General features: G+C 70.2%; 29 protein-coding genes. 8 read left to right on the plus strand and 21 right to left on the minus strand.

What is annotated here, in order from left to right; translation table 11 throughout:
* Positions 1–129: 129 nt before the first annotated feature.
* The 3 genes from ACZ6ZN_RS07570 to ACZ6ZN_RS07580 all read right to left on the minus strand — a co-directional run bounded on the left by ACZ6ZN_RS07570 (position 130) and on the right by ACZ6ZN_RS07580 (position 1,867).
* Complete coding sequence (locus tag ACZ6ZN_RS07570) at positions 130–804, minus strand: antibiotic biosynthesis monooxygenase (protein ID WP_398112346.1); 675 nt, start codon at positions 802–804, stop codon at positions 130–132.
* A 281-nt stretch (positions 805–1,085) separates the two neighbouring features.
* Positions 1,086–1,451 carry a DUF3618 domain-containing protein gene (locus ACZ6ZN_RS07575; protein WP_469644043.1) on the minus strand — a complete coding sequence of 122 codons (366 nt, stop codon included), beginning with the start codon at positions 1,449–1,451 and terminating at the stop codon, positions 1,086–1,088.
* Positions 1,448–1,867: a phage holin family protein gene (locus ACZ6ZN_RS07580; protein WP_398112344.1), complete on the minus strand. Its 420-nt coding sequence runs from the start codon at positions 1,865–1,867 to the stop codon at positions 1,448–1,450. Before ACZ6ZN_RS07580 ends, ACZ6ZN_RS07575 begins: the two co-directional genes overlap by 4 nt.
* A gap of 144 nt (positions 1,868–2,011) precedes the next feature.
* Here ACZ6ZN_RS07580 and dapA point away from each other — a divergent pair, with 144 nt between their 5' ends.
* Positions 2,012–2,896, plus strand: a complete 885-nt coding sequence (gene dapA, locus ACZ6ZN_RS07585; RefSeq protein WP_469644047.1) for a 4-hydroxy-tetrahydrodipicolinate synthase — start codon at positions 2,012–2,014, stop codon at positions 2,894–2,896.
* Between the two features lie 70 nt (positions 2,897–2,966).
* On the opposite strand, the gene ACZ6ZN_RS07590 is transcribed toward dapA, so the two are convergent.
* The 7 genes from ACZ6ZN_RS07590 to ACZ6ZN_RS07620 form a co-directional block, all read right to left on the minus strand.
* On the minus strand, positions 2,967–3,197 hold the full coding sequence (locus tag ACZ6ZN_RS07590) for a hypothetical protein (RefSeq protein ID WP_469644049.1): 231 nt from the start codon (positions 3,195–3,197) through the stop codon (positions 2,967–2,969).
* Between the two features lie 332 nt (positions 3,198–3,529).
* Positions 3,530–4,441, minus strand: coding sequence for an ankyrin repeat domain-containing protein (locus ACZ6ZN_RS07595; RefSeq protein WP_469644052.1), 912 nt, complete (start codon positions 4,439–4,441; stop codon positions 3,530–3,532).
* Between the two features lie 412 nt (positions 4,442–4,853).
* On the minus strand, positions 4,854–5,369 hold the full coding sequence (locus ACZ6ZN_RS07600) for a Pycsar system effector family protein (protein ID WP_469644054.1): 516 nt from the start codon (positions 5,367–5,369) through the stop codon (positions 4,854–4,856).
* 44 nt (positions 5,370–5,413) lie between these two features.
* Positions 5,414–6,334 carry a hypothetical protein gene (locus ACZ6ZN_RS07605; protein ID WP_469644057.1) on the minus strand — a complete coding sequence of 307 codons (921 nt, stop codon included), beginning with the start codon at positions 6,332–6,334 and terminating at the stop codon, positions 5,414–5,416.
* A gap of 249 nt (positions 6,335–6,583) precedes the next feature.
* Positions 6,584–7,573 (minus strand): 2,3,4,5-tetrahydropyridine-2,6-dicarboxylate N-succinyltransferase, encoded by a 990-nt coding sequence (gene dapD, locus ACZ6ZN_RS07610; protein WP_469644060.1) that lies wholly within the window; start codon positions 7,571–7,573, stop codon positions 6,584–6,586.
* Between the two features lie 185 nt (positions 7,574–7,758).
* Positions 7,759–8,295 (minus strand): TetR/AcrR family transcriptional regulator, encoded by a 537-nt coding sequence (locus ACZ6ZN_RS07615; RefSeq protein ID WP_469644062.1) that lies wholly within the window; start codon positions 8,293–8,295, stop codon positions 7,759–7,761.
* Complete coding sequence (locus ACZ6ZN_RS07620; protein ID WP_469644064.1) at positions 8,295–8,615, minus strand: DMT family transporter; 321 nt, start codon at positions 8,613–8,615, stop codon at positions 8,295–8,297. The genes ACZ6ZN_RS07615 and ACZ6ZN_RS07620 overlap by 1 nt, the downstream gene beginning before the upstream one ends.
* A 219-nt stretch (positions 8,616–8,834) precedes the next feature.
* On the opposite strand from ACZ6ZN_RS07620, the gene ACZ6ZN_RS07625 reads away from it, so the two are divergent.
* Complete coding sequence (locus tag ACZ6ZN_RS07625; protein WP_469644066.1) at positions 8,835–9,671, plus strand: AbfB domain-containing protein; 837 nt, start codon at positions 8,835–8,837, stop codon at positions 9,669–9,671.
* Between the two features lie 64 nt (positions 9,672–9,735).
* Here the strand turns inward: ACZ6ZN_RS07625 and ACZ6ZN_RS07630 are convergent, their stop codons facing one another.
* From ACZ6ZN_RS07630 to ACZ6ZN_RS07665, 8 genes are read right to left on the minus strand one after another with little or no spacing between them, the layout of a single operon-like run.
* Positions 9,736–10,068, minus strand: coding sequence for a metal-sulfur cluster assembly factor (locus ACZ6ZN_RS07630; protein ID WP_469644068.1), 333 nt, complete (start codon positions 10,066–10,068; stop codon positions 9,736–9,738).
* On the minus strand, positions 10,065–10,535 hold the full coding sequence (gene sufU / locus ACZ6ZN_RS07635) for a Fe-S cluster assembly sulfur transfer protein SufU (protein ID WP_398112337.1): 471 nt from the start codon (positions 10,533–10,535) through the stop codon (positions 10,065–10,067). The genes ACZ6ZN_RS07630 and sufU overlap by 4 nt, the downstream gene beginning before the upstream one ends.
* 18 nt (positions 10,536–10,553) lie before the next feature.
* The gene (locus ACZ6ZN_RS07640) at positions 10,554–11,810 is read right to left on the minus strand and encodes a cysteine desulfurase (RefSeq protein ID WP_398112336.1); all 1,257 of its coding nucleotides are present in this window, start codon (positions 11,808–11,810) and stop codon (positions 10,554–10,556) included.
* On the minus strand, positions 11,807–12,571 hold the full coding sequence (gene sufC, locus ACZ6ZN_RS07645; RefSeq protein ID WP_398112335.1) for a Fe-S cluster assembly ATPase SufC: 765 nt from the start codon (positions 12,569–12,571) through the stop codon (positions 11,807–11,809). The genes ACZ6ZN_RS07640 and sufC overlap by 4 nt, the downstream gene beginning before the upstream one ends.
* A gap of 7 nt (positions 12,572–12,578) precedes the next feature.
* Positions 12,579–12,896, minus strand: a complete 318-nt coding sequence (locus tag ACZ6ZN_RS07650) for a non-heme iron oxygenase ferredoxin subunit (RefSeq protein ID WP_142164656.1) — start codon at positions 12,894–12,896, stop codon at positions 12,579–12,581.
* Positions 12,893–14,077 (minus strand): Fe-S cluster assembly protein SufD, encoded by a 1,185-nt coding sequence (gene sufD, locus ACZ6ZN_RS07655; RefSeq protein WP_451879825.1) that lies wholly within the window; start codon positions 14,075–14,077, stop codon positions 12,893–12,895. Before sufD ends, ACZ6ZN_RS07650 begins: the two co-directional genes overlap by 4 nt.
* 54 nt (positions 14,078–14,131) lie before the next feature.
* The gene (gene sufB, locus ACZ6ZN_RS07660; protein ID WP_376326047.1) at positions 14,132–15,553 is read right to left on the minus strand and encodes a Fe-S cluster assembly protein SufB; all 1,422 of its coding nucleotides are present in this window, start codon (positions 15,551–15,553) and stop codon (positions 14,132–14,134) included.
* Positions 15,550–16,293 carry a helix-turn-helix transcriptional regulator gene (locus ACZ6ZN_RS07665; RefSeq protein WP_398112333.1) on the minus strand — a complete coding sequence of 248 codons (744 nt, stop codon included), beginning with the start codon at positions 16,291–16,293 and terminating at the stop codon, positions 15,550–15,552. The genes sufB and ACZ6ZN_RS07665 overlap by 4 nt, the downstream gene beginning before the upstream one ends.
* Positions 16,294–16,454: 161 nt before the next feature.
* On the opposite strand from ACZ6ZN_RS07665, the gene ACZ6ZN_RS07670 reads away from it, so the two are divergent.
* From ACZ6ZN_RS07670 to ACZ6ZN_RS07685, 4 genes are all read left to right on the plus strand, one after another.
* Positions 16,455–17,303, plus strand: coding sequence for an AAC(3) family N-acetyltransferase (locus ACZ6ZN_RS07670; RefSeq protein WP_451879827.1), 849 nt, complete (start codon positions 16,455–16,457; stop codon positions 17,301–17,303).
* A gap of 31 nt (positions 17,304–17,334) precedes the next feature.
* Entirely contained in the window at positions 17,335–18,258 is a 924-nt protein-coding gene (locus ACZ6ZN_RS07675) for an ABC transporter ATP-binding protein (RefSeq protein WP_469644074.1), read from the plus strand.
* Positions 18,255–19,025, plus strand: a complete 771-nt coding sequence (locus ACZ6ZN_RS07680; protein ID WP_469644077.1) for an ABC transporter permease — start codon at positions 18,255–18,257, stop codon at positions 19,023–19,025. Before ACZ6ZN_RS07675 ends, ACZ6ZN_RS07680 begins: the two co-directional genes overlap by 4 nt.
* A 102-nt stretch (positions 19,026–19,127) precedes the next feature.
* Positions 19,128–20,135, plus strand: a complete 1,008-nt coding sequence (locus ACZ6ZN_RS07685; protein WP_398112329.1) for a COX15/CtaA family protein — start codon at positions 19,128–19,130, stop codon at positions 20,133–20,135.
* Here ACZ6ZN_RS07685 and ACZ6ZN_RS07690 read toward each other — a convergent pair.
* The 3 genes from ACZ6ZN_RS07690 to ACZ6ZN_RS07700 all read right to left on the minus strand — a co-directional run bounded on the left by ACZ6ZN_RS07690 (position 20,132) and on the right by ACZ6ZN_RS07700 (position 22,779).
* The gene (locus ACZ6ZN_RS07690) at positions 20,132–21,295 is read right to left on the minus strand and encodes an amidohydrolase family protein (protein WP_469644080.1); all 1,164 of its coding nucleotides are present in this window, start codon (positions 21,293–21,295) and stop codon (positions 20,132–20,134) included. The genes ACZ6ZN_RS07685 and ACZ6ZN_RS07690 overlap by 4 nt on opposite strands.
* Positions 21,296–21,470: 175 nt before the next feature.
* The gene (locus ACZ6ZN_RS07695) at positions 21,471–21,803 is read right to left on the minus strand and encodes a hypothetical protein (RefSeq protein ID WP_451879829.1); all 333 of its coding nucleotides are present in this window, start codon (positions 21,801–21,803) and stop codon (positions 21,471–21,473) included.
* A 58-nt stretch (positions 21,804–21,861) separates the two neighbouring features.
* Entirely contained in the window at positions 21,862–22,779 is a 918-nt protein-coding gene (locus ACZ6ZN_RS07700) for a heme o synthase (protein WP_451879830.1), read from the minus strand.
* Between the two features lie 383 nt (positions 22,780–23,162).
* Between ACZ6ZN_RS07700 and tkt the strand changes: the two genes are divergently transcribed.
* Both tkt and tal read left to right on the plus strand, forming a co-directional pair.
* Positions 23,163–25,265 (plus strand): transketolase, encoded by a 2,103-nt coding sequence (gene tkt / locus ACZ6ZN_RS07705; protein ID WP_469644083.1) that lies wholly within the window; start codon positions 23,163–23,165, stop codon positions 25,263–25,265.
* Between the two features lie 34 nt (positions 25,266–25,299).
* On the plus strand, positions 25,300–26,418 hold the full coding sequence (gene tal / locus ACZ6ZN_RS07710; RefSeq protein WP_398112325.1) for a transaldolase: 1,119 nt from the start codon (positions 25,300–25,302) through the stop codon (positions 26,416–26,418).
* Position 26,419: the final 1 nt, after the last annotated feature.

The raw sequence follows: 26,419 nt of genomic DNA on the forward strand, positions 1-26,419 counted from the left end.
GACTGGAACGAAGACGGCGCACACGGCAGCGCGGGCCCCAACACCAGGACAAAACACAACCCCCCCCCGTCCCTCTTCCTCCCCCCTGAACCCCCGGCGTGGCCCCCCCCCCCCCCCCCCCACGCCCCCTCACCCGGGCACCAGCCCCAGCGCATGCGTGTACCGGCTGCCGGTGAAGCCCACCAGCCCGTCGAACGTCCGTACGCGCTCCCAGGCGTCCGTCGACGGCGCGGCCAGCGCCCGGTCGTAGGCTGCCGCGCTCTCCCACTCGGCGTAGTTCAGCACGTGCCCGCCGTCCGTGCTCAGGTGGAAGTGCGCGGACACCAGCCCCGCGTGACCCTCGGCGTCGTCCTCCAGCGCCTTGAGCACCAGGTCGACCCACTCCTCCCGGCGCCCGGCCTCCTCGAAGTCGATCCGCACGGTGACGATCAGCCCCGGGACCCGCACGTCCCCCGCCGCACGCTCCCGGCTGCGCCGACGCCGGTACCGCCGCAGCTCCACCCGCTCGATCCCCGGCACGACGGTGTCGATCTCGTCGACGCGCTCCTGCCGGTGCGTCTTGAGAAACGCCTCGTAGTCCTGCTCGCCGCTCCACTGCGAATAGTGCATCAGCGTCGTCCCGTCGTGCCCGGCGTACACGTGGTAGCCCAGCAGTCCGTTCGCGGGCCAGGGACGCCGCTCCCAGGTGCGCCGAACGGCCTCCACCGTCAGCCGCTGCCGCTCGGGCGTGCCCACCCGCCAGGTGGAGAAGAAGGGAGCACCGACACGGGGATCGGTGAGATCGGGGTGCTTCTCGGTTCGCATGGACCACTCCAGTCGTAGCGCCGCTTGACGAACACCACCCTTCAACCTCGACCGAGCTTGAGGTCAAGGACGTCACACCGTCGACTGCCCGCACCTGCGGTCCCACGGAAGGGGCCGTGCCGGGGGGTGTCCGCCCGCAGCTGGTTGGCGCGTCGACGGACAGTGAGTCGGCACGACACCCCATCGCGCCGTTCCGAGGACGGACACCCCCCGGCACGGCCCCGACCCCTAGAGGGCGCGAAGGCGCGACACTCGACCGCCCCGCCGGCCAGACTCCGAACTCAGCGATGCCCGTGCGAGTGCCTCCACCGCAGCACCCCGACCGCCACCACCCCGGCGGCCGCCCCGGCCACCAGCACCGGACGCGGATGCCGCACCCCGGCCTGCACGATCGTCCGCACCGGCCCCGGCCCGGTGTGCGCGGCGCGCTCCTGCACCGCGTGCCCCGCCTGCGCCGCGCTGCTGCGCAACTGCACCGACATCGCCCCGGCCTTGTCCCTCAGGTCGGCGGCCCGGGCCAGCGCCCGTCCCTTCACATCCGTCTTCCCGGCCAACTCCTCCACCGTGTTGCCGAGTTCACCACGCGTCTGCTCGATCTGCCGCCGCAGCTCGTCGGGCCCCTTGGCCCCACCCGTCGGCTTCGTCATCGATGCGCCCTTTCCTTGATCTCCTCCACGTCCGCCTTGACGCTGCCGATCGCCTGCTCGGGCGTGGGCGGTGCCGCCCGCCGCAACTGTCCACGCCCGAGCGCGGCCAGCACACCGGCGACGACGAACAGCACGCCGGTCACGATCAGCGCCGCCGCCCACACGGGCAGCACCAGCGAGAGCGCGGCGACCCCCGCGCCGGCCAGGGCGATGAACCCGGCGTACGCGACCGCCCCGGCCGCGCCCAGGAGCCCGCCGCCGCGCCCCGCCCGGCGGCCCTTCTCGGCCAGCTCCTCCTTGGCTAGCGCCACTTCCTGCCGTACCAGCCGGGAGGCCTGTTCGGCGGCCTGGTTGACGAGTTCACCCACGGAGTGGTGCTCGTCGCGCACGACTCGGTGATCCATGGTTCCGGTCACGGTTCCGCCTCCTCTCGAAGCAGCACCCCGGGTACCCGGCGGCCCGGCCCCCTACCACGGACGCCCCACCTCACAGCACCCCTTAACAACACCCCGTAGAAAATTTAAGTGGAGCTACACAATGAACCGGACGACACTCGTGCCATGACCTCTCCCTTCGGCCGCACGCTCTGCGCGATGATCACCCCCTTCACCGACGTGGGGACCCTCGACCTCGACGGCGCCCAGCGGCTCGCCGCCCAGCTGGTCGCGCACGGGTGCGACGGCCTCGTCCTCTCGGGCACGACGGGCGAGTCCCCGACCACCACGGACACGGAGAAGTCGGCCCTGATCACCGCGGTGCGCGAGGCCGTCGGGGACATGGCGTCGATCGTCGCGGGCGTCGGCACCTCCGACACCCGCCACACCGCGGAGCTGGGCCGCGAGGCCGAGAAGGCGGGGGCGGACGGCCTGCTGGTCGTCGCGCCCTACTACAGCCGTCCCCCGCAGGACGCGATCGAGGCACATTTCCGCGAGGTCGCCGACTCCACCGGCCTCCCGCTCATGCTCTACGACATCCCCGTCCGCACCGGCGTGAGCGTCGAGGCGGAGACGCTCCTGCGCCTCGCCGCGCACCCCCGCATCACCGCGGTCAAGGACTGCTCGGGCGACTTTCTCGCCGCCCAGAAGGTGCTGGCCCGCACGGACCTGGCGTACTACGCGGGCTGCGACGAACACAATCTGGCGCTGTACGCCGTGGGCGGCACGGGATACGTCAGCACGGTCGCGAACGTGGTCCCGGCGCACCTGCGAGCCGTGCTGGACGCCTTCGACAGCGGTGACACCGCGCGGGCGGCCCGCCTCCAGCAGCGGGCGACCCGCCTCATCGAGGCGATCATGGCGGCAGGCCTCCCGGGCACCGTCACGACCAAGGCCCTGCTGAACGCCCTCTCCCTCCCGGCGGGCCCGGTCCGCGCACCCCTGCGCGCACCGGACCGGGGCACGGTCGCCCACCTCGCCTCGCTGCACGCGGAGTTGCTCGCGTCCTGAGCCGCCTCACACGGAGGCCCGTGCCGCGCGGTGTGCGCGGCACGGGCCTCTGTGTCGGTACTGCGTCCGTTCAGTCCCAGGCGTACCCGTCACCGAACAGCAGGGTGTGCTCCAGGACGTCCTCCGCCGGGTCGTCGATCTGGCCGACCTCGATGTTGAGCAGGCCCATCCGGTGGCCGTTGCGCGAGCCGGTGTTGGTCTCGTCGGCCTGCGCGCCGCCCGCCGACAGCCAGCACACCGTCAGCGCCGCGACGGCCACCGACAGACGGCGTGCGACGGCCCGTCCCCGCTCGTTCCTCATGCCCCGGTCCTCATTTCGTCGTTCCGGCTGGTGATCGGACACTGCGTCCACCCGTTCATCTGCCGATACCGCCGCAAGGTCACGCCGGGTCATCCGTACGGGAAGGCCCGGGACGTCAGTTGTGACTGTTCCGATTGCAGTGCAGGTCAGGGGGTCAGCTTGCCCCGGGGGCCGTTTCGGGGCCGTCCTCGGTACTGTCCGGCTCCCGGAAGCACGCGATCCACGGCGGCCCGGGTACGCGCCTGGCTGTGCGGCATTCGCTACCCGTCGATGCGCATGCGGATCGAGCACGGGTTGGCCGACTGGACCGAGCCCTACATCGGCTGAGGCTTCTAGAGGCGATCTCCCGACAGATGTCGACGGAGCAACCTGATCGCAGGGGCGTGGTTGTAGCGCTCAGCAACCTGAAGCGGTGTGTCGCCGGTCCCGTCGGGCAGTTCCGGGTCGGCGCCGTACGCGAGGAGGACAGCCGTTGTCGCCACGGTCAGCGGCTCACCGCTCTGCAGCGCCGAGTCACCTTCCGTTTCAACCGCGTGCGTCAGAGGAGTCGCACCGTTGCCCTCGTCAGGATCTGCGCCGGCATCGAGCAGCCGTGCCAGTAGTTCCACGTCCTGGTGCTCAACAGCGAAGAGGGTCGGAGGCCACCAACCACTTCCGTCAATGATCGCTAGCTGACTCGGCGGCAGAGACGTGAATGCCGCGACCCGTCGCTTCGTACGCTCGACCGCCCCACCCAGGTACGGTCGCGCCTTGCTGATCGCGGTGTGAACCTCGCTGCCAGGCTCGTAGCGGACGAGGATCTCGTCGATGCGCGTGTCGAAGGGGAAGGGCTGTCCGGCGGGGCCGGTCGTCATGTCGGCGAAGATCAGCGCGTCGAGGACGGGGGAGTCTTCCCGCTCGTAGACGGCCAGCTCTTCCGACAGACCACGCTGCTCTGCTTCGTACACGGCCCCGGAGTGGTGAGCGACCAGCCGCACGAGACGCGCCGGCGCACCCAGTGCTTCCAGGTGACGGGCACCGTCGAGGGGATGGAACCCAGTCTCGCGCAGCTCGGGGGCGTAACCGATGTCATGCAGCCACGCTGCGGCGACGAGGAGATCCCGGTCAGCCTCGGACACAGCCGCAGAAGCCTCACGCGCCCGAGCGGCCACAGCCTGAGTGTGCAGCCAGCGATTCCCGAGCTGGGGAAGCAGAGACTCGGCGAGTTCGGCCGCACCGTGAGGCGTGTCCAGTGCAGAAGGCATGCAAGGAACGGTAGCCGAGACGAGCGGGGAGCCGACAGGCCACGATCGAGCGACTCGATCATGGGTGCGGTACAACTTTCCCTACTTCATCAAGGCCCCCGCACGGCGCGGGCGCGCGCCGCCTCTGCGACGCGGCCTGCTTCCTGTCTGCGCCCCGGCTGGCCGCGCCCGGCGGCGCGCTCGGCGGCTGCGGGCATGAAGGGGGAGACACCCTCGGTGGCTGGGGCGGTCGGCTCCACGGCTTTAGGCAGCCACTTTGGGGCGAGCCTCGAAGATCATGGCCCCAACGTCGTGCTTTAACGGGCAGGTCCACAGACTGCCCGACGCGCCGGAAGCTTACGGGGCCATGATCACTCGCCCCAAAGCAGCTCCAGCCCAAAGCCGCTCCGCCGACCTATGTTTTCATCAAACGCTAGAACGCGAGGTTCAACAGCAGCGACGACGGGCAAAGCAACATAGCACTTGCTAGAGCCCATAGAGCCGTCCGAATATACCAGTATTTACTGGCGGCAAGATTGGATACCCTATACAGCTGGTCGAGTGGCGCTTCCTTGGGCGCACTCAACGTCTCTCGAATGCGTTGCTCCAAAGTAGTCCTGGGCTTACCGGCGATGTCTCCAAAATAAGCGACCAAGTAGTCTGGCGCGTCGTGACCCCGGCCAACTCGGGGGTGAACGGCACAACCAAGAAGCACGACACCCGAAACAGCAAGTGCTACGCCCACCCACCAAATCCACTCGACACAATTGGCCAGCTCGAACGGCGTCCAGTCTCCAGACAGAATGGCGGAGACGATTGCACCAAGTGCGATTCCGGCCGTAGCTAGCAGCAGGGAGGCTTTCCCGTCGGCTCGAACAATTTCTTCGCGCGCGATGGTAAGCAGCGAGGCCGCATATCGACTGACATCTTCATCATTGATCTGCGACATCAACGGTTGCTGCCCTCGCGCACTGCCATCGTTTCTCCTCAGTCTCACTTCAATCCTCTTCTTCGCGCGTCGCGCATCGCGCGCTCAGTCTGAGCCTTGGAGAAGATGGCATCGCGCATCAGACTTTTTTGCAGTTCCGAGCGCACACCGTCAACATCTTGCCGCCTCTTGTTGCCCGCTAGCACAGCTTCGCAATAAGCCTGGGCGTGCACCTTGCACCAGCCAACCTTGAGCTTGCGCCCCGATGCTTCCGGGTCACCATCAGGGAGCCTATCAACGTGAACGGTCTCCCAAATTCCGGAACTGGGGCCGTCATTACACGGACAACTAATAGAAAGGTAATCGTTCTTCTCGACGCGATCCCACACAGATCCAGTCACAATCATTTCATGTCGATCTGCGGACTGCGCACACTTAGCTGCGTAGTTTACCGCCTTCCCGGCCCAAACAGGTTCCTGCTGAGCGGGGTTCCTCGGCGTCCCAATGCGCTTGACGAGGATAGGGCTGCAGGCGACACCCACCTTAAATCCAGTGGTGGGCATGTTAGGCCACCGAGCTTCGAGTTGATCACCCAGGTCGACACTGAAAGTCTTTACCGTGATACCAGCACACAAGGCTCTTTCAAACCGCCGCTCCCCCCAGAACAACCCGAAGGCGCCATCACCTTGGATCTGAATAAAGTTCGCATCGAAGTTGTTTAGGACTTTCACTACTCCACCGGTAGATGCCTCATAGATACTGGCCGTAGACGCAGCCCACTTACCGGTGCCAAGCTTCGTCGAACTCTTAAGGTCGACCATCACTGCAACAATGCTCGGCAGCTTGATCCATTTTCTAGCTTTAATCGGCAGTGAAGCTACGTCAACCGAATCCTGAGTGACTACCTCAGGAGTGCTGGAGATCTCCTCCTTCGTCTTGGCGCTCAGATCGGCAAGCAGCTCATTTAGATTCAGGTCGCTGGCCATTCCCCATCCCCTTACGCGCATGCTGCTGGCCGTACTCTCGCCACTCTGAACGAGTAAGCCAGCTGCTCCCCATCAGCGTACGGGCAGCCACTGACATCCCGGGCGCAACCGACGCAAGAGCGCCCTCCCGGGCCGTCCTCGGGCCGTGGAAGGGCGCTCAATGATGACCAGCGTCGACAGCTACCGACAGCTCGGCAGCAGGTCACGGCGTTGATCAGTAAGGCGGCCGCAGGTCACGGCCGCCGGTGATCAGTTGTGGCTGTGCAGGATCTCGTTCAGGCCGCCCCACACCGCGTTGTTCGGCCGGGCCTCGACGGCGCCGGTGACCGAGTTGCGGCGGAAGAGGATGTTGGACGCGCCGGACAGCTCGCGGGCCTTGACGATCTGCCCGTCGGGCATGGTGACGCGGGTGCCGGCGGTGACGTAGAGGCCGGCCTCGACGACGCACTCGTCGCCCAGCGCGATGCCGACGCCCGCCTCGGCGCCGATCAGGCAGCGCTCACCGATCGCGATGATGACGTTGCCGCCGCCGGACAGGGTGCCCATGGTGGACGCGCCGCCGCCGATGTCCGAGCCGTCGCCGATGACGACGCCCGCGGAGATGCGGCCCTCCACCATCGACGTGCCGAGTGTGCCGGCGTTGAAGTTGACGAAGCCCTCGTGCATCACGGTGGTGCCCGCGGCGAGGTGCGCGCCGAGGCGGACCCGGTCGGCGTCGGCGATCCGCACGCCCTTGGGCGCCACGTAGTCCGTCATCCGCGGGAACTTGTCCACGGAGGTCACCTGGAGGTGCAGGCCCTCGGCGCGGGCGTTGAGCCGGACCTTCTCGAGGTCGTCGACGGCGACCGGGCCGAGCGAGGTCCAGGCGACGTTGGCGAGGTGGCCGAAGATGCCGTCCAGACTCTGGCCGTGCGGCTTGACCAGGCGGTGCGAGAGCAGGTGCAGGCGCAGGTAGACGTCGTGCGCGTCGACCGGCTTGTCGTCGAGGGAGCCGATGACCGTGCGGACCGCGACCACCTCGACGCCGCGTCGGGCGTCGGGGCCGACCGCTGCGGTGGCGCCCCCGCCGAGCAACTCCGCGGCGCGCTCGGCGGACAGCCGCTCGGTGCCGGACGGGCCGGGCTCGTCGACGAGCTCGGGCGCGGGGAACCAGGTGTCGAGGACGGTGCCGTCGGCGGCGATCGTGGCGAGGCCGGCGGCCACGGCGCCGGTGGTGCGGGGAGCAGTCGTGTCGGTCATGAGGGCAACCTAACCGGCGGACACGGCTCGATGCGAACCGGTCCCCGGGCGTCTCACGAGCCGGTCCCCCGACCCACCGGACGCCCACCGCCCACCGCCCGCACCCGGGCAACCGAGCCCGCACCCGGCCCGGCGGCCGACCGACCACGCACGCACCCGGAACCGCCCCCGCCCCCCACCCCGCCTCAGCCGATCACCCGCCCCAGCACCTCCCGCGCGTACTCCTCGTCGTACGCCGCCCCCGTCAGCAGCACCTGGAGGCAGATGCCGTCGATCACCGCGACCAGGGCCCGCGCGGTGGCCGGGTCCGTGCGCCGGGCCAGCGGCCGGGCCAGCCCCTCGGCCCACTCGGCGGCCACGGGGCGCAGGGCGGGCCGGCGCAGCGCGGCCAGGTACAGCTCGTACTCCAGCTCCACGCCCGTCCGGTCGCCGGACAGCCACTCCCCCATCAGCCCGGCGAGTTCCGCGGCCAGATCGGTGTGCGGATCCTCCAGGCCGCCGCGCGAGGCGACCACTTGGGCGAACCCCTCGCTGGCCTGGCGCAGGGCGGCGACCAGGAGTTCGTCGAGCGTGGCGAAGTGGTACGTGGTCGAGCCGAGCGGGACGTCGGCCTCCGCGGCGGCGCTGCGGTGGCTGAGCCCGGCGATGCCCTTGGCCCCGACGACCCGGATCGCCGCGTCGATGATCCGCTGCCGTCGTTCGGGGTCGTGGCGCCGGGGCATCAGTGCGCACCGCCCAGGTTGAGCACGACGACCCCGATGATGATCAGCGCGATGCCGACGGCCTTGGCGGTGGGCATGCCCTCACCGAGGAACACCACGCCGATAGTGGCGATGGCCGCCGTGCCCACTCCGGCCCAGATCGCATAGGCCGTGCCGACCGCGACCGTCCTCAGCGTCTGGGCGAGCAGCGCGAAGGAGACGACATAGCCGGCGAGGGTGAGCAGCGAGGGCCCGAGCCGGCTGAAGCCGTCGCTGTACTTCATGGCGGTGGTCGCGCCGACCTCCGCGGCGATGGCCCCGGCGAGCAGCAGATAGCCCATGTGTACGAGCGTACACACCATACGTACGCTCGTACACACCATATGTACGGTGTACGCACCGAATGTACGGGGTGCACAACGCGGCCCGGACAGCGAGCGAACCCCGCTTACCGCAAAGGGCTCCCGCGCGCCGCACCTCTCCACTACGGTGTCTCCCCGATCACACACCGGGCCACCACAACTGCGCCGCCGTCACGGGTGCCCGCGGAGGAACCGCGCATGTCAGCACAGAAGTCCCGGCCGCCGCTGGACCGCCCGTGGGAGAGCGGCTGGGCCCCGGACACCACCCGGTCCCCGGGCACGCGACGGCTCTGGCTGGCGGGCGCCCTCGCGCTGGCCACGGTCACCGCGTGCGTCACCGCCGTCGCGCTCACCGGCAACGGGCCGGCCGAACCGGCCGGCGGGGCGGACCGGCCCGCCGCCCTCGGCGGCTCGGCCCCCGGCGGCCTGATCTCCTTCGCCACGCCCTCGCAGAGCGGCAGCCCGTCTCCCGGCGCGAGCACCGGCAGCCCGTCCGCCCCATCCGCGCCGAGCCGGTCCGCGCGCGGCGCATCCCCGAGTGCGGAGGCCGGGAGGCGGACGCCGACACCGCCGGCGTCCCCCCTGCCCTCCGGGCCCGCCCCGTCCAAGGACCCGGCCGCAGGTGGCACGTCCCTCGTGTCGGTCAACTACCCCGACCGCTACTGGCGGGTCCGGGACGGCTCCGTCCGCCTGGAACCGGCCGGCCAGGGGTCGCGCGAGACCGCCACGTTCCGGCGGGTGGCCGGACTCGCGGACTCCTCCTGCTGGTCCTTCGCCACGGCGGACGGCCGCTATCTGCGCCACCGCGACTTCGTCCTGGTCGCGAGCGCCGACGACGGCTCGTCCCTCCTCCGGCAGGACGCCACGTTCTGCCCGCGCGCCCGGCACCGGTCGGGCGCCGTCGCCCTGGAGTCGCTCAACTACCCGGGCCGCTTCCTGCGCCACCGCGACTTCCAGCTCCGCCTGGACCCCTACGACAACAGCCGCCAGTACCGCGCGGACGCCTCGTTCCGGCTGGTGGCCGGGCTGGGCTGAACACACGTGAGGGCGGCACCCGGTCGGGTGCCGCCCTCGAACGCGCGTGGACCGTCGGTCGGTCTCAGACGTTGAACCCGAGCGCGCGCAGCTGCTCACGGCCGTCGTCGGTGATCTTGTCGGGGCCCCACGGGGGCATCCAGACCCAGTTGATCCGCAGTTCGCTCACGAGGCCGTCCGTGGCCGACTTGGCCTGGTCCTCGATGACGTCCGTCAGCGGGCAGGCCGCCGACGTCAGGGTCATGTCGAGCGTCGCGATGTTCGCGTCGTCGATGTGGATGCCGTAGACCAGGCCGAGGTTGACGACGTCGATGCCCAGCTCGGGGTCGACCACGTCGTACAGCGCCTCGCGGACCTCTTCCTCCGAGGCCGGCTTCATCTCAACGGTCTCGCTCATGCCGTCGTCTCCTTCTCGGCGTCGGCTCCGCCCAGCACCTGGGCCGTCGCGTCCTTCCAGGCCATCCAGCTCAGCAGGGCGCACTTGACCCGGGCCGGGTACTTGGACACCCCGGCGAACGCCACCGCGTCCTCCAGGACGTCCTCCATCGCGTCGTCGGGCTCGATCCGGCCCTTGGACTGCATCAGCTCCAGGAAGGTCTCCTGGATCTTCCGCGCGTCGGACACTTCCTTGCCGACCAGCAGCTCGTTCAGCACGGACGCCGAGGCCTGGCTGATGGAGCAGCCCTGGCCCTCGTAGCTGACGTCCTCGATCGTCGTGCCGTCGTACTTCACGCGCAGCGTGATCTCGTCGCCGCACGTCGGGTTGACGTGGTGCACCTCGGCGTCGCCGTCCCTCAGACCACGCCCGTGCGGGTTCTTGTAGTGGTCCAGGATGACTTCCTGGTACATGGAGTCCAGCTTCACTGTCTCAGCTCACGCCCTTCAGCCGAAGAAGTTCCGAACGTGCTCCAGGCCGTCGACCAGCGCGTCGATCTCGGCCGGCGTGGAGTACAGATAGAACGACGCTCGCGTGGTCGCAGGAATTCCGTACCGCAGGCAGACCGGCCGCGCGCAGTGGTGGCCGACCCGGACGGCGATGCCCTGCTCGTCCAGGACCTGGCCCACGTCGTGCGGGTGGATGTCGCCGAGGGTGAAGGAGATCGCCGCGCCGCGCTCCTCGGCCGTGGTGGGGCCGATGATGCGCAGGTCGGGGACCTCCAGCAGCCGCTTGACCGCGTACTCGGTCAGCGCGTGCTCGTGGGCGAGGATCTTCTCCATGCCGATCGACTCGAGGTAGTCGATCGCCGCGCCGAGACCGACCGCCTGGGAGATCGGGGGCGTGCCCGCCTCGAACTTGTGGGGGGCCGGCGCGTAGGTCGAGGAGTGCATCGACACCGTCTCGATCATCTCGCCGCCGCCGAGGAACGGGGGCAGGTCCTCCAGCAGCTCCTGGCGGCCCCAGAGGACGCCGATGCCGGTCGGACCGCACATCTTGTGGCCGGTGAAGGCCACGAAGTCGGCCTGGAGGGCCTGCACGTCCAGCGGCATGTGCGGAGCGGCCTGGGAGGCGTCGACGCAGACCAGGGCGCCGACCTCCTGGGCGCGGCGCACGATCGCCTCGACCGGGTTCTGGGTGCCGAGGATGTTGGAGACCAGCACGAAGGAGACGATCTTCGTCTTCTCGGTGATGACCTCCTCGATGTTCGACAGGTCCAGGCGGCCGTCGTCGGTGAGGCCGAACCACTTCAGCTTCGCGCCCGTGCGCTGCGCGAGCAGCTGCCACGGCACGATGTTGGAGTGGTGCTCCATCTCCGTGATGACGATCTCGGTGTCGGAGTCCACGCGGTAGGGCTCGTCGGCCCAGCCCAGCATGTTCGCCACGAGGTTGAGCGACTCCGAGGCGTTCTTGGTGAAGATCACCTCGTCGCGTGAGGGCGCGTTGATGAACGCCGCGACCTTGTCGCGCGCGCCCTCGTACAGCGCCGTGGCCTCCTCGGCGAGCACATGCACACCGCGGTGGACGTTGGCGTTGTAGCGCTCGTAGTACTCACTGAGTGCGTCCAGCACCTGACGCGGCTTCTGGCTGGTGGCCGCGTTGTCCAGGTACACGAGCTTCCGGCCGTCGTGGACCTGGCGGTCCAGGATGGGGAAGTCCTTGCGGATCGCCTCGGTGTCGAGGAGGCCCGGCAGCTGTGTCACGCGGATGCGCCACCCTTCGTGTATGCCTCGTACCCCTCGTTCTCCAGCTTGTCGGCGAGCTCGGCGCCGCCGGACTCGACGATCCGGCCGCCGGAGAAGACGTGCACGTGGTCGGGCTTGATGTAGCGCAGGATGCGCGTGTAGTGGGTGATCAGCAGGGTGCCGACCTCGCCCGTCTCGCGGACGCGGTTCACGCCCTCCGACACCACACGCAGCGCGTCGACGTCCAGACCGGAGTCGGTCTCGTCGAGGATCGCCATCTTCGGCTTGAGGAGCTCCAGCTGGAGGATCTCGTGGCGCTTCTTCTCACCGCCGGAGAAGCCCTCGTTGACGTTGCGCTCGGCGAAGGACGGGTCCATGTTGAGGCGCTCCATGGCCTCCTTGACCTCCTTCACCCAGGTGCGCAGCTTGGGGGCCTCGCCGCGGACGGCGGTGGCGGAGGTGCGCAGGAAGTTCGACACGGAGACACCCGGGACCTCGACCGGGTACTGCATGGCGAGGAACAGGCCGGCGCGGGCCCGCTCGTCGACGGACATCTCCAGGACGTCCTCGCCGTCGAGGGTGACGGTGCCGCCGGTGATCGTGTACTTGGGGTGACCGGCGAGGGAGTAGGCGAGGGTCGACTTGCCCGAGCCGTTGGGGCCCATGATGGCGTGCGTCTCGCCCTGCTTCACGGTGAGGTCGACGCCCTTGAGGATCTCCTTCGTGGCGTTGTCGGCCTCGACGGTGACGTGCAGGTCTCGGATTTCAAGCGTTGCCATGGATGCCTCAGGACTCCTGGGTGAGGGAGACGAGCACGTCGTCCCCATCGATCTTTACGGGGTATACGGGGACGGGGCGCGTCGCCGGGAGGGCGTCGGGCTTGCCGGAACGGAGGTCGAAGCGCGAGCCGTGCAGCCAGCACTCGATGTGGCAGTCGTCGACCTCGCCCTCCGCCAGGGAGACGTTCGCGTGCGAGCAGATGTCGTGGATCGCGAACACCTCGCCCTCGGTCTGCACGATGGACACGGGCGTGCCGTCGAGTTCCACCCGCTTGGGGGTGTCCTCCTCCAGCTCGCCCAGTCCGCAGGCGCGTACGAAGGTCATGCGACCGCCGCCTCCAGCTCCTCCTCGATCTTGGCGATCAGGCGCTCCTCGATGTCGGGGACGCCGATCTGCTGGACCAGTTCGGCGAAGAAGCCGCGGACCACCAGACGGCGGGCGTCGATCTCGGGGATGCCGCGCGCCATGAGGTAGAAGAGCTGCTCGTCGTCGAAGCGGCCGGTCGCCGAGGCGTGGCCGGCGCCGACGATCTCGCCGGTCTCGATCTCCAGGTTCGGCACGGAGTCCACGCGCGCCCCGTCGGTGAGGACCAGGTTGCGGTTCATCTCGTACGTGTCGGTGCCCTCGGCCTTGGCCTCGATGAGCACGTCGCCGATCCACACCGCGTGGGCGTCATCGCCCTGGAGGGCGCCCTTGTAGACGACGTTGGACTTGCAGTGCGGGACGTTGTGGTCGACCAGGAGGCGGTGCTCCTGGTGCTGGCCCCGGTCGGTGAAGTACAGGCCGAACAGCTCGGCCTCGCCGCCGGGCCCGGCGTACTGCACGCGCGGGTGGAGCCGGACGACGTCGCCGCCGAAGGTGACGACGACCGACTTGAAGGAGGCGTCGCGGCCGACGAGCGCGTTGTGCTGCGCGACGTGCACGGCCTTGTCGTCCCAGTCCTGCACGGAGACGACGGTGAGCTTGGCGCCGTCGCCCAGCAGGTAGTCGACGTTGGCGGCGAGCACCGCGTCCCCGGTGTGGTCGATGACCACGACGGCCTCGGCGAAGGCGCCCAGCTCGATCACCTGGTGGCCGAAGGCGGTGCCGCCCTCGCCGTGCACGGCGATGCGGATCGGCTCGGTGAGGACGGTCTCCTTGGGGACGGTCACGACCGAGGCCTTCTCGAACGCCGAGTAGGCCTGGGCGGCGACGCGGTCCACCGGGGTGCCGGCCTTGCCGAGCCGCGCGTCGTCACGGCCCACGGCCTCGACGGTGACGCCCTCGGGGGCCTGCACCTCGACCTTCACACCGTTGCCGGTGGCGACGGCGGTGCCGTCGTGCAGGCCGCGCAGGCGCTCCAGCGGGGTGAACCGCCACTCCTCCTCGCGGCCGTGCGGGACGGGGAAGTCCGCGACGTCGAAGGAGGGGGGCGCGCTCATGCGCGTGGCGACGGTCGACTCCGCGGCGACCGCGATCGAGCCCGCGGTGGTGGATCCCACGGGGATGTTCTGGGCCTCAGCCATGGCTGTCGTAGTGCTCTCTTTCCTGAGGGGGTCGTCTGCTGTCGAGGGGGGCGGTCAGCCGACCGCGCCCTCCATCTGCAGCTCGATCAGCCGGTTGAGCTCCAGCGCGTACTCCATGGGGAGCTCCTTGGCGATGGGCTCGACGAAGCCGCGCACGATCATCGCCATGGCCTCGTCCTCGCTCAGGCCGCGGCTCATCAGGTAGAAGAGCTGGTCCTCGGAGACCTTGGAGACGGTCGCCTCGTGGCCCATGGACACGTCGTCCTCGCGGACGTCCACGTAGGGGTAGGTGTCCGAGCGGGAGATGGTGTCCACCAGCAGCGCGTCGCACAGGACGTTCGACTTGGAGCCCGGGGCGCCCTCGCCGATCTCGATGAGACCGCGGTAGGAGGTGCGGCCGCCGCCTCGCGCCACCGACTTGGAGACGATGTTGGAGGAGGTGTTCGGGGCCATGTGGACCATCTTGGCGCCGGCGTCCTGGTGCTGGCCCTCGCCCGCGAAGGCGATGGACAGGGTCTCGCCCTTGGCGTGCTCGCCCATGAGGTAGACGGCCGGGTACTTCATCGTCACCTTGGAGCCGATGTTGCCGTCGATCCACTCCATGGTCGCGCCCTCGTACGCCACGGCGCGCTTGGTGACCAGGTTGTAGACGTTGTTCGACCAGTTCTGGATGGTCGTGTAGCGGCAGCGGGCGTTCTTCTTGACGATGATCTCGACGACCGCGGAGTGCAGCGAGTCCGACTTGTAGATCGGGGCGGTGCAGCCCTCGACGTAGTGCACGTAGGCACCCTCGTCGACGATGATCAGGGTCCGCTCGAACTGGCCCATGTTCTCCGTGTTGATGCGGAAGTAGGCCTGGAGCGGGATCTCGACGTGCACGCCCTTCGGCACGTAGATGAAGGAGCCGCCCGACCACACGGCGGTGTTCAGGGCCGCGAACTTGTTGTCACCGGCGGGGATGACGGTGCCGAAGTACTCCTTGAAGAGCTCCGGGTGCTCCTTCAGCGCGGTGTCGGTGTCCAGGAAGATGACACCCTGCTCCTCCAGGTCCTCGCGGATCTGGTGGTAGACGACCTCCGACTCGTACTGCGCGGCGACACCGGCGACGAGGCGCTGCTTCTCCGCCTCGGGGATGCCCAGCTTGTCGTAGGTGTTCTTGATGTCCTCGGGCAGGTCCTCCCAGGACTCCGCCTGCTTCTCCGTGGAGCGCACGAAGTACTTGATGTTGTCGAAGTCGATGCCCGACAGGTCCGAGCCCCAGTTCGGCATGGGCTTCTTCTCGAACAGGCGCAGGCCCTTGAGGCGGAGCTTGGTCATCCACTCCGGCTCGCTCTTCTTGGCGGAGATGTCCCGGACGACGTCCTCGTTGATGCCGCGCTTGGCGGAGGCGCCGGCCGTGTCGGAGTCGGCCCAGCCGTACTCGTACTTGCCCAGGCCCTCCAGCTCAGGGTGGGCAGTCTCCGTGGGGAGAGTCATGCGGGGTTCCTCCCGGCCGTGCTTGCAGATGCGTTGTGGGAAATCTTGGGGATGAACGTCGTGCAGACGCCGTCGCCGTGCGCGATGGTGGCGAGCCGCTGGACATGCGTACCGAGCAGCTCCGCGAAAAATTCCGTCTCCGCCTCGCACAGCTGCGGGAACTGCTCGGCGACGTGGGCGACCGGGCAGTGGTGCTGGCAGAGCTGCTCACCCTGTTGCGGGTGGGGCGCGCTGCGCGCCGTAGCAGCGTACCCGTCGGCGCTCAGCGCCTTGGCCAGGGCTTCCGTGCGCTCCTCGGGGGAGGCGGACTCGACCGCGGCGCGGTAGGCACCGGCCTGTGCGGCGATCCTGGCGCGGGCGAAGGCGGCGATCGCCTCGCTGCCGCCCTCGCGGTCGGCGATCCAGCGCAGGGCGTCGGTGGCGAGCTTGTCGTAGGACTGGTCGAAGGCGTCCCGGCCGCAGTCGGTCAGGGCGAACACCTTGGCCGGGCGGCCGCGGGTGCGTGCGCCGTATACCCGCCGCTCGCGCGCCTCGACGACGCCGTCGCCCGCGAGGGCGTCCAAGTGGCGGCGCACGGCCGCCTGGGTCAGGCCCAGGCGCTCGGCCAGCTCCGCGACGGTCGAGGGGCCGTGGTCCAGGATGGACCGCGCGACCCGGTTGCGGGTGGACCGCTCCCCGGTCGCGAGCTCCTCCTGCGGGGTCCCCGTGGGGGTCTCCCGAGCCTCGCCGACGTTTTTCACAACGCCATTGTTGCGTAATTCTCCGGGAGCGGGCAAGCCGCCCGCCGGACGCCCGACGGTGCCCTGCGTCACTTAGGCAAACCTAAGCCGACCTGCGGAAACGATCTCTGATCGATCAAAACGGTGGCATGGCCGGGCCGCTTCGGGGACACTCCACAACCATGCCGACACCCCCTGCGACCGGCCCTCTTGTCACCCGCGAGACACTCCGCACCGAGCTGCGCGAACTGGGCGTGCGCCCCGGCGAGACCCTCCTGGTGCACTCCTCGCTCCGGGCGCTCGGCTGGGTCAACGGCGGCCCCGTCGCGGTGGTGCAGGCCCTGCTCGACGTGCTCGGCCCCGACGGGACCCTGGTGGTCCCGACCCAGACCGGCGCCCTGTCCGACCCGGCGCTGTGGAGCGACCCGCCCGTCCCGCCGCAGTGGTGGCCGGCCATCCGCGCCACGATGCCCGCCTACGACCCGGCGACCACGCCCTCGCGCGGGGTCGGCATCGTCCCGGAGACCGTGCGCACCTGGCCGGGGGCGCTGCGCAGCGCCCACCCGCAGACCTCGTTCGCCGCTCTCGGGGCGCGCGCGGCTCAGGTGGTCGAGGGGCACGCGACGGACTGCCGGCTGGGCGAGCGCAGCCCGCTGGCGACGCTGGAGGCGATGGGCGCCCGGGTGCTGCTGCTCGGGGCGGGCTACGCCTCCTGCACGAGCTTCCACCTCGCCGAGTACCGCATTCCGTCCCCGCGCGTGGAGGTGGGCAGGCCCGGTCCGGACGGCTGGGAGACTGTGACCGAGGTGTCCATCAGCTCCGACCGCTTCGACGAGCTGGGTTACGACTTCGAGCGGGACCGGCCCGTCGTGCGCGGGAAGGCCGGGGCGGCCGAGGTGCGGCTGTTCCCGGTGGCGGACGCGGTGGCCTACGCCGAGCGGTGGCTGGCCGTGCACCGGCCGCGCGAGGAGGAGATCCCGCCCGCCGCGCCGCTGCCGGGCCCGCCCGCGCCGGGGGACCCCCGGGTCTGAGCCCGCGCGCGCCTCCCTAGACTCTGGACCCATGCGAAGTGAGCCCGTGGTCCAGGTCCAGGCCCTGGTGAAGCGGTACGGCACGAAGACCGCGGTGGACGGGCTCGACCTGGAGGCCCGCGCGGGCGTGACCGCCGTGCTCGGCCCCAACGGGGCGGGCAAGACCACCACGATCGAGACCTGCGAGGGGTACCGCAGGCCGGACTCCGGCAGCGTGCGCGTGCTGGGCCTGGACCCGGTGCGGCAGTCCGCGGACCTGCGGCCCCGCATCGGCGTGATGCTCCAGTCCGGCGGCGTCTACTCGGGCTCGCGCGCCGAGGAGATGCTCCGCCACGTGGCGAGGCTGCACGCCCACCCCCTCGACGTGGACGCCCTCGTCGAGCGCCTCGGCCTCGGCTCCTGCGGGCGCACGTCCTACCGGCGGCTGTCCGGCGGCCAGCAGCAGCGGCTGGCCCTGGCGATGGCCGTGGTCGGCCGCCCGGAGCTGGTCTTCCTGGACGAGCCGACCGCCGGACTCGACCCGCAGGCCCGCCGCGCCACCTGGGACCTGGTCCGGGACCTGCGCGCCGACGGCGTGTCGGTCATCCTCACCACGCACTACATGGACGAGGCCGAGCAGCTCGCCGACGACGTGGCGATCATCGACGCCGGCCGGGTCATCGCCCAGGGCTCCCCCGAGGAGCTGTGCCGCGGGGGCGCCGAGAACACCCTGCGCTTCACCGGCCGGCCCGGTCTCGACGTGGGCTCCCTGCTCAAGGCCCTGCCCGCCGACTGCTCCGCCGCCGAGCTGACGCCGGGCTCGTACCGGGTGGTCGGCAAGGTCGACCCCCAGCTGCTCGCGACGGTCACCTCCTGGTGCGCCCAGCACGGGGTGATGCCGGAGAGGATCTCGGTGGAGCGGCACACCCTGGAGGACGTCTTCCTCGAGCTGACCGGCAAGGAGCTGCGCTCATGACCGCGACGGGCACCTACTCCCCCAGGCCCGGCGCGGCGCCCCTGCCGCGCATGATCGCCGCCCAGGCCGTGCTGGAGACGAAGATGCTCCTGCGCAACGGCGAGCAGCTGCTGCTGACCGTCGTCATCCCGACGCTGCTGCTGGTCCTGTTCAGCACGGTGGACATCGTCGACACGGGCTCCGGCGAGGCGGTGGACTTCCTCGCCCCCGGTGTCCTCGCGCTGGCGGTGATGTCGACCGCGTTCACCGGCCAGGCCATCGCGACCGGCTTCGAGCGGCGCTACGGGGTGCTGAAGCGGCTCGCCGCCTCGCCCCTGCCGCGCTGGGGCCTGATGACGGCCAAGACACTGTCGGTGCTGGTCACCGAGGTGCTGCAGGTACTGCTGCTCACGGTGATCGCGTGCGCGCTCGGCTGGTCCCCGCACGGCAACCCGTTCGCCGTGCTGCTGCTCCTCGTCCTCGGCACGGCGGCCTTCTCCGGCCTCGGGCTGCTGATGGCCGGCACGCTGAAGGCCGAGGCGACGCTCGCCGCCGCCAACCTGGTCTTCCTGCTGCTGCTCGTCGGCGGCGGGGTCGTCGTCCCCCTCGACAAGTTCCCCTCCGGCGTCCAGGACGTCCTCGGTCTGCTGCCCATCGCCGCCCTGTCCGACGGACTGCGGGACGTGCTGCAGCACGGGGCCGCGATGCCCTGGGGCGACGTGGGCATCCTCGCGGTCTGGGCGGTGGCCGGGCTCGCCGCGGCCGGGCGCTTCTTCCGCTGGGAGTGACCCGCCCGGGCGTGACGCTCGCCACCGGCGGCGGCACCCGACCCTGGTGGGACAAGGGCCGCGGCGGACCCTCGTGAAAGCGTGCACAAGCAGCGCCCTACGATGGGACGCGTGCCAAACGTGACCCGTGCCGACGCCCAGGCGGCCCTGCGCAACCCGCTCGCCTTCATCGCCGCACGCTGGACCCCGGACCCCCGGACCGTCCGGCGCGCCGCCCTGTCCGCACTCGTGATGTCGGTGCTCATCGTGGTCACCGGCGGTGCCGTGCGGCTGACCGGCTCGGGCCTGGGGTGCCCGACCTGGCCCAAGTGCACCGACGACTCGCTCACCTCGACCGCCGAGATGGGCTTCCACGGCGCCATCGAGTTCGGCAACCGCATGCTCACGTACGTGCTGTGCGCCGCCGTCGGGTGGGCGATCATCGCCGCACGCTCGCAGAAGCCGTACCGGCGGGGGCTGACCCGGCTGGGCTGGGCCCAGTTCTGGATCGTGATGAGCAACGCGGTCCTCGGCGGCATCGTGGTCCTGGTCGGCCTGAACCCCTACACGGTCGCGGCGCACTTCGTGGCGACGTCCGCGCTCATCGCGGTGGCGACGGTGATGTGGCACCGCACCCGGGAGGGCGACGGGGAGCCGCGCCCGCTGGTCGGCAACGCCGTCCGGCAGCTGGTGTGGTTCCTGGTCGCGGCGGCGGTGCTGCTCATCCTGGTCGGCACCGTGGTCACCGGCGCCGGACCGCACGCGGGCGACTCCAGCGAGGTCGAGCGGATGCCGGTCGACTGGGAGACGGTGAGCAAGCTGCACGCCGTGCTGGCGTGGATCGTGGTGACGCTGACCTTCGCCCTGTGGTTCGTCCTCAAGGCGGTCGACGCGCCCGGCGGCCCGCTGCACCGCACCCGCGAGCTGTTCCTGATCCTGCTCGCGCAGGGCGCCATCGGCTACGTGCAGTACTTCACCGATCTGCCGGAGATCCTGGTCGGCCTGCACATGCTCGGTTCCGCGGTGATGTGGATCTGGGTGCTGCGGGTGGTGCTGTCGCTGCGCGAGCGGCCGCAGCCGCTGTCCGGTGTGCCCGGGCCCGCCGCCGAGCCGAACCTGACGAAGGCCTAGAGCAGGGCCCGCTCCCGCCCCGGGCCGGGCAAGGGGCCCGGGGCGCGGGCGTCCTCGGCGAGGCCGTACACCCTGCGCGCGTTCGCCGAGGCCAGCATGCCCGCGACCCGCTGGGCGTCCCCCAGGGACCAGGCGCCCTCGGCGACCCAGGTCCCCAGCACCCGGCCGAGGGCCTCGCGGAACAGGCGGGCGCCCACCACGTGCAGTTCGGGCAGCCCCTGCGCGCCGGTGGAGAACAGGATCTTGCCGAACGGCGCGAGTTCCAGGATCTCGGCGAGCACCGTGGCGGCCCGGGCGCCGGTGCGCACCAGGGCGGCACCGCAGTCGACGTGGACGTGCGGGAAGACACCGGCCAGATGGGCGGCGTGCCGGTGGTACGGGTAGCCGTGCAGCAGCACCAGGTCCGTGCCCAGCCCGGCGGTGGCGCGGACGAAGTCGGTCAGCAGGACCGGGTCGGTCCGATCGATGCGCAGGCCCGGGGCGCCGAGTCCGGCGTGCAGTTGCAGCGGCAGCCCCGAGGCGACGGCGCTCCACAGCAGGTGCCGCAGCAGCACCGGATCACTCAGCTCCCCGCCGACCCCGCGCCCCGCGAGCCAGCGGCCGGCCGCCCCGCGCACCTCCCCCGGCCCGGGCGGCTCCGGCGCGAGCGCGAGGCCGTGGCGCACACCCGCCACGGAGGTGAAGGCCACGGCGTGCGCGGCGGCGGCGTGCACGGACTCCGCGAGGTTCGCGAGGAACGACTCGACCGTTCCGGAGGTGTCGGCGACCTGCTCCGCGAGCAGTTCCAGCCGCACGATCTCGTGGGCCCCGGCGGATCCGGCGGAAGCCAGTTCCGCCGGGCCGGTCAGATCGCCGGGCAGCCCGGTGTCGACCAGATAGGTCGTGATGCCGCTGCCGCGCAGGAGTCTTCGCCCGGCCTCCAGGACACCGAGTTCGCGGCGCCGGGCGAGGTACCGGGCGGGCGGGCAGTGCGGCTCCAGGCCGAGCAGGGGCGGGCACCAGCGCCGTACCGCGAACCCGGTCTGGGTGTCGAAGAGGGTGGTGCCGGGGGCGGGCGGGCCCTCGGTGCGCGCGAGGTGGGCCTCGAAGGTGCCGAGGCCCAGCTCCGTGCGGAGTACTCCGTGGCAGTACTGGTCCACCAGTGACGGCGTTTCGATCATCCGGGCCTCCCGGGGTGGACCCTGTCGCTCTCAAGGGTCCTAACGGGTGAACCGGGTGTGAGGTCGCGGGGCCGTCGCGGGAGGACCGGTGGGTCCAGCGGTGCGAGGCCGTCGTGGCTGGTCACACCCACGCGGCGGAACCGCACACCGATCCGGCCCCGCGCCCCGGATCCGGTCAGTCGTTCTTGGGGCCGCCCACCTGGATGCCCGCCATCCGCGACCACTCGTAGCGGCCCGTCCTCACCTTCGCGGCGAGATCGCCGTCGAAGGACTCGTGTCGGGTGATGCCCGCCTTCTCGACGGCCTTCTCGGCGATCTCGTAGGTCGGGGCCACCAGGTCGCCCCAGCCGCCGTCCTCGCCGACCAGGACGATGCGGGCGCCGCGCTCGCCGAGGTAGGCGACCTGGCCCTCGGCACCGCCGTGGGCCTTGGAGAAGGAGGTGATCTGCTGGGCCAGCCGGGCCACCTTGCGCTCGGCCTTCGGGTCTGCCTGCTGCGTCTCTGCCATGACCAGGATGCTACTCACGGGTAGATCGACTCGCGAGGGCTGGTCGGTGTGACGTGCGTCAGCGCAGGAACGGGTCCACGGCGACGGCCACGAACAGCAGCGAGACGTAGGTGATCGACCAGTGGAACAGGCGCATCTCCTTGAGCTTGGCGCCCGTCACCTCCGCCTTCGCGCGGTTCTGCAGGCCGTGGGCCTCCCAGAGCCAGAAGCCGCCGGCCAGCAGGGCCACCGCCGTGTAGAACCAGCCGGTGTAGCCGAGCGGGGTGAGCAGCAGCGACACACCGACCATGACCCAGCTGTAGATCACGATCTGCTTGGCGACGACCTTGTTGGAGGCCACCACCGGCAGCATCGGCACGCCCACGCGCGCGTAGTCGTCCTTGACCTTCATGGACAGCGGCCAGTAGTGCGGCGGCGTCCAGAAGAACATGACGAGGAACAGGATGACCGGGGCCCAGGACATCGAGTTGGTGACCGAGGACCAGCCGATCAGCACCGGCAGGCAGCCGGCGATGCCGCCCCAGACGATGTTCTGCGAGGTGCGGCGCTTGAGGATCATCGTGTAGACGACCACGTAGAACAGCAGGGCGCCCAGGGAGAGCCAGGCGCTCAGCCAGTTCACGGTGAGGCCGAACAGCAGCGTCGAGACGATCGCCAGGGTGATGCCGAAGGCGAGGCACTCGCGCGGGCTGACCATGCCGGTGACCAGCGGGCGCTGCGAGGTGCGGTCCATCAGCGCGTCGATGTCGCGGTCGATGTACATGTTGAGCGCGTTGGCGCCGCCCGCCGACAGGTAACCGCCGACGCAGGTGAGCAGCACCAGCGTCAGATCGGGCACGCCCTGCTCCGCCAGGAACATCACCGGCACCGTGGTGATGAGCAGCAGCTCGATGATCCGCGGCTTGGTGAGAGCCACGAAGCCCTTGACACGGGCCCCGAACGGCCGGTGGGCCGGGCTCTGGTCCGTCCCCAGCATCCCCGCTGGACGGGATTCAACGGCCGTCACGCACACCCCTACAGAGACAGTCCAGCGAGCCCCACCGTGTGAAGTGACGGTAAAGGCTCGCGCGTACCACGCCACTTTAGACGTTGCCCAGAGTCGGACATTCGCGGGGGTCGCCTCGTGTTGGCGAGGGGCTTCGGACGGGCGGTTCGAAGCTCGATTGAGCACCCGGATGAGCGGCTCCGTATTCACCTGTCGAATGCGGTACGGCCCAGTCGGGAGGCGGATCGCGATGACGCCCGGCACTCTGGAGTGACTCGGAAAATCGCACGTCCCACGGGGGTAGGCTCGACTGCGGCCGGTGGGCGCCCCGATACACCGGCATCCGAACATGTGGAGAGGAGCCCTGACCCAGGGTGAGCATCAAGCCGACCACCACAGACCTCGAGTGGACCGAGTTGGACCAGCGGGCCGTGGACACCGCGCGTGTCCTGGCCGCCGACGCCGTACAGAAGGTCGGCAACGGCCATCCGGGTACGGCGATGAGCCTCGCGCCCGCCGCCTACACCCTCTTCCAGAAGGTGATGCGGCACGACCCGGCGGACGCCGACTGGGTCGGGCGTGACCGCTTCGTGCTGTCCGCCGGCCACTCGTCCCTGACCCTCTACACCCAGCTGTACCTGGCGGGCTTCGGCCTGGAGCTGGACGACCTGAAGTCGTTCCGCACCTGGGGTTCGAAGACCCCCGGCCACCCCGAGTACGGGCACACCACCGGCGTGGAGACGACGACCGGCCCGCTGGGGCAGGGTGTCGCCAACGCGGTGGGCATGGCGATGGCCGCCCGCTACGAGCGCGGCCTGTTCGACCCGGAGGCCCCGGAGGGCGAGTCGCCCTTCGACCACTTCGTCTACTGCATCGCCGGTGACGGCTGCCTCCAGGAGGGCATCTCCTCCGAGGCGTCCTCCCTCGCGGGCCACCAGAAGCTCGGCAACCTGATCCTGCTGTGGGACGACAACCACATCTCGATCGAGGGCGACACCGAGACGGCCGTCTCCGAGGACACCGTCAAGCGGTACGAGGCCTACGGCTGGCACGTGCAGCGGGTGCAGCCGCAGGAGAACGGCGACCTGGACCCGGCCGCGATCCACGAGGCGATCCAGCAGGCCCAGGCCGTCACGGACCGGCCGTCCTTCATCGCGATGCGCTCGATCATCGCCTGGCCGGCGCCGAACGCGCAGAACACCGAGGCCGCGCACGGCTCGGCGCTCGGCGACGACGAGGTCGCGGCCACCAAGCGCGTCCTCGGCTTCGACCCGGAGCAGTCCTTCGAGGTCTCCGACGAGGTCATCGAGCACACCCGCAAGGCGCTGGAGCGGGGCAGGGCGGCCCGCGCGGTGTGGGACAAGGCGTACCAGCAGTGGCGGGACAACAACCCCGAGCGCGCCGCCGAGTACGACCGCATCGCCCAGGGCGAGCTGCCCAAGGGCTGGGAGGAGAAGATCCCGGTCTTCGAGGTCGGCAAGGGCGTCGCGACGCGTGCCGCGTCCGGCAAGGTGCTGCAGGCGCTCGGCGGGGTCATCCCCGAGCTGTGGGGCGGCTCGGCCGACCTGGCCGGCTCCAACAACACCACCATCGACAAGACCAGCTCCTTCCTCCCGGCGGACAACCCGCTGCCGGAGGCGGACCCGTACGGCCGCACGATCCACTTCGGCATCCGCGAGCACGCGATGGCCGCCGAGATGAACGGCATCGCGCTGCACGGCAACACCCGCATCTACGGCGGCACCTTCCTGGTGTTCTCCGACTACATGCGCAACGCGGTGCGGCTGTCGGCGCTGATGCACCTGCCGGTGACGTACGTGTGGACGCACGACTCCATCGGTCTCGGCGAGGACGGCCCGACGCACCAGCCGGTCGAGCACCTCGCGTCGCTGCGCGCGATCCCGGGCCTGAACGTCGTCCGCCCGGCCGACGCCAACGAGACCGCCATCGCCTGGCGCGAGATCCTCAAGCGCTGGACGAAGGAGTTCGGCAAGGGCCAGCCGCACGGTCTGGCGCTCACGCGCCAGGGCGTACCGACCTACGAGCCCAACGACGACGCGGCCAAGGGCGGCTACGTCCTGTTCGAGGCCGAAGGGCCCGAAGGGCAGGGTGCTGCGCCCGAGGTCATCCTGATCGCCACCGGCTCGGAGGTGCACGTCGCCGTCGAGGCGCGCGAGCAGCTCCAGGGCGCCGGCGTGCCCACGCGCGTGGTGTCGATGCCGTCCGTGGAGTGGTTCGAGCAGCAGGACCAGGGGTACCGGGACAGCGTCCTGCCGCCGTCCGTCCGGGCCCGTGTCGCGGTGGAGGCCGGGATCGGCCTCACCTGGCACAAGTACGTGGGGGACGCCGGCCGCATCGTTTCCCTGGAGCACTTCGGTGCTTCGGCCGACGGCAAGGTGCTGTTCCGGGAGTTCGGCTTCACCGCGGAGAACGTCGCCGCCGCCGCCCGGGAATCGATCGCCGCAGCTCAGCGCTGACGCTCATATACGACACGTAGGAGATGGAATTTCCATGACAGACGCACTGAAGCGCCTCTCCGAGGAAGGCGTGGCGATCTGGCTGGACGACCTGTCGCGCAAGCGGATCACGTCCGGCAACCTCGCCGAGCTGATCGACCAGCAGCACGTCGTGGGCGTCACCACCAACCCGTCGATCTTCCAGAAGGCGATCTCGCAGGGCGACGGCTACGACACGCAGCTGACCGACCTGGCCGCCCGTGAGGTCACCGTCGAAGAGGCCATCCGCATGATCACCACGGCGGACGTCCGCGACGCCGCCGACGTGCTGCGGCCCGTCTTCGACGCCACCGGCGGCAAGGACGGCCGGGTCTCGATCGAGGTCGACCCGCGCCTGGCGCACAACACCCGGGCCACGGTCGCCGAGGCCAAGCAGCTGGCGTGGCTGGTGGACCGGCCCAACACCCTCATCAAGATCCCGGCGACCGAGGCCGGCATCCCGGCGATCGCCGAGACCATCGGCCTGGGCATCAGCGTCAACGTGACGCTGATCTTCTCCCTGGAGCGCTACCGCAAGGTGATGGACGCGTTCCTGACCGGCCTGGAGAAGGCCAAGGAGCGCGGCCTGGACCTGTCGCAGATCCACTCCGTGGCGTCCTTCTTCGTCTCCCGCGTGGACACCGAGATCGACAAGCGGATCGATGCGCTGGGCACCGACGAGGCCAAGGCGCTGCGTGGCAAGGCCGCCGTGGCCAACGCCCGCCTCGCCTACCAGGCCTACGAGGAGGTCTTCTCCTCGGACCGCTGGAACGCCCTGGAGAAGGCCGGCGCCAACAAGCAGCGTCCGCTGTGGGCGTCGACCGGCGTCAAGGACAAGGCGTACAGCGACACCATGTACGTCACCGACCTCGTCGCCCCGAACACGGTGAACACCATGCCGGAGGCGACCCTGTTCGCCACCGAGGACCACGGCGAGATCACCGGCGACACCGTCGCCGGCACCTACGAGCAGGCCCGCGCCGACCTCGACGCCGTCGAGCGGCTGGGCATCAAGTACGACGAGGTCGTGCAGCTGCTGGAGAAGGAGGGAGTCGAGAAGTTCGAGGACTCCTGGAACGACCTGCTGAAGTCGACCGAGGCCGAGCTGAAGCGCCTCGCCCCCTCGGAGGGCTGAA

Source organism: Streptomyces sp. NPDC053665, assembly GCF_055585285.1.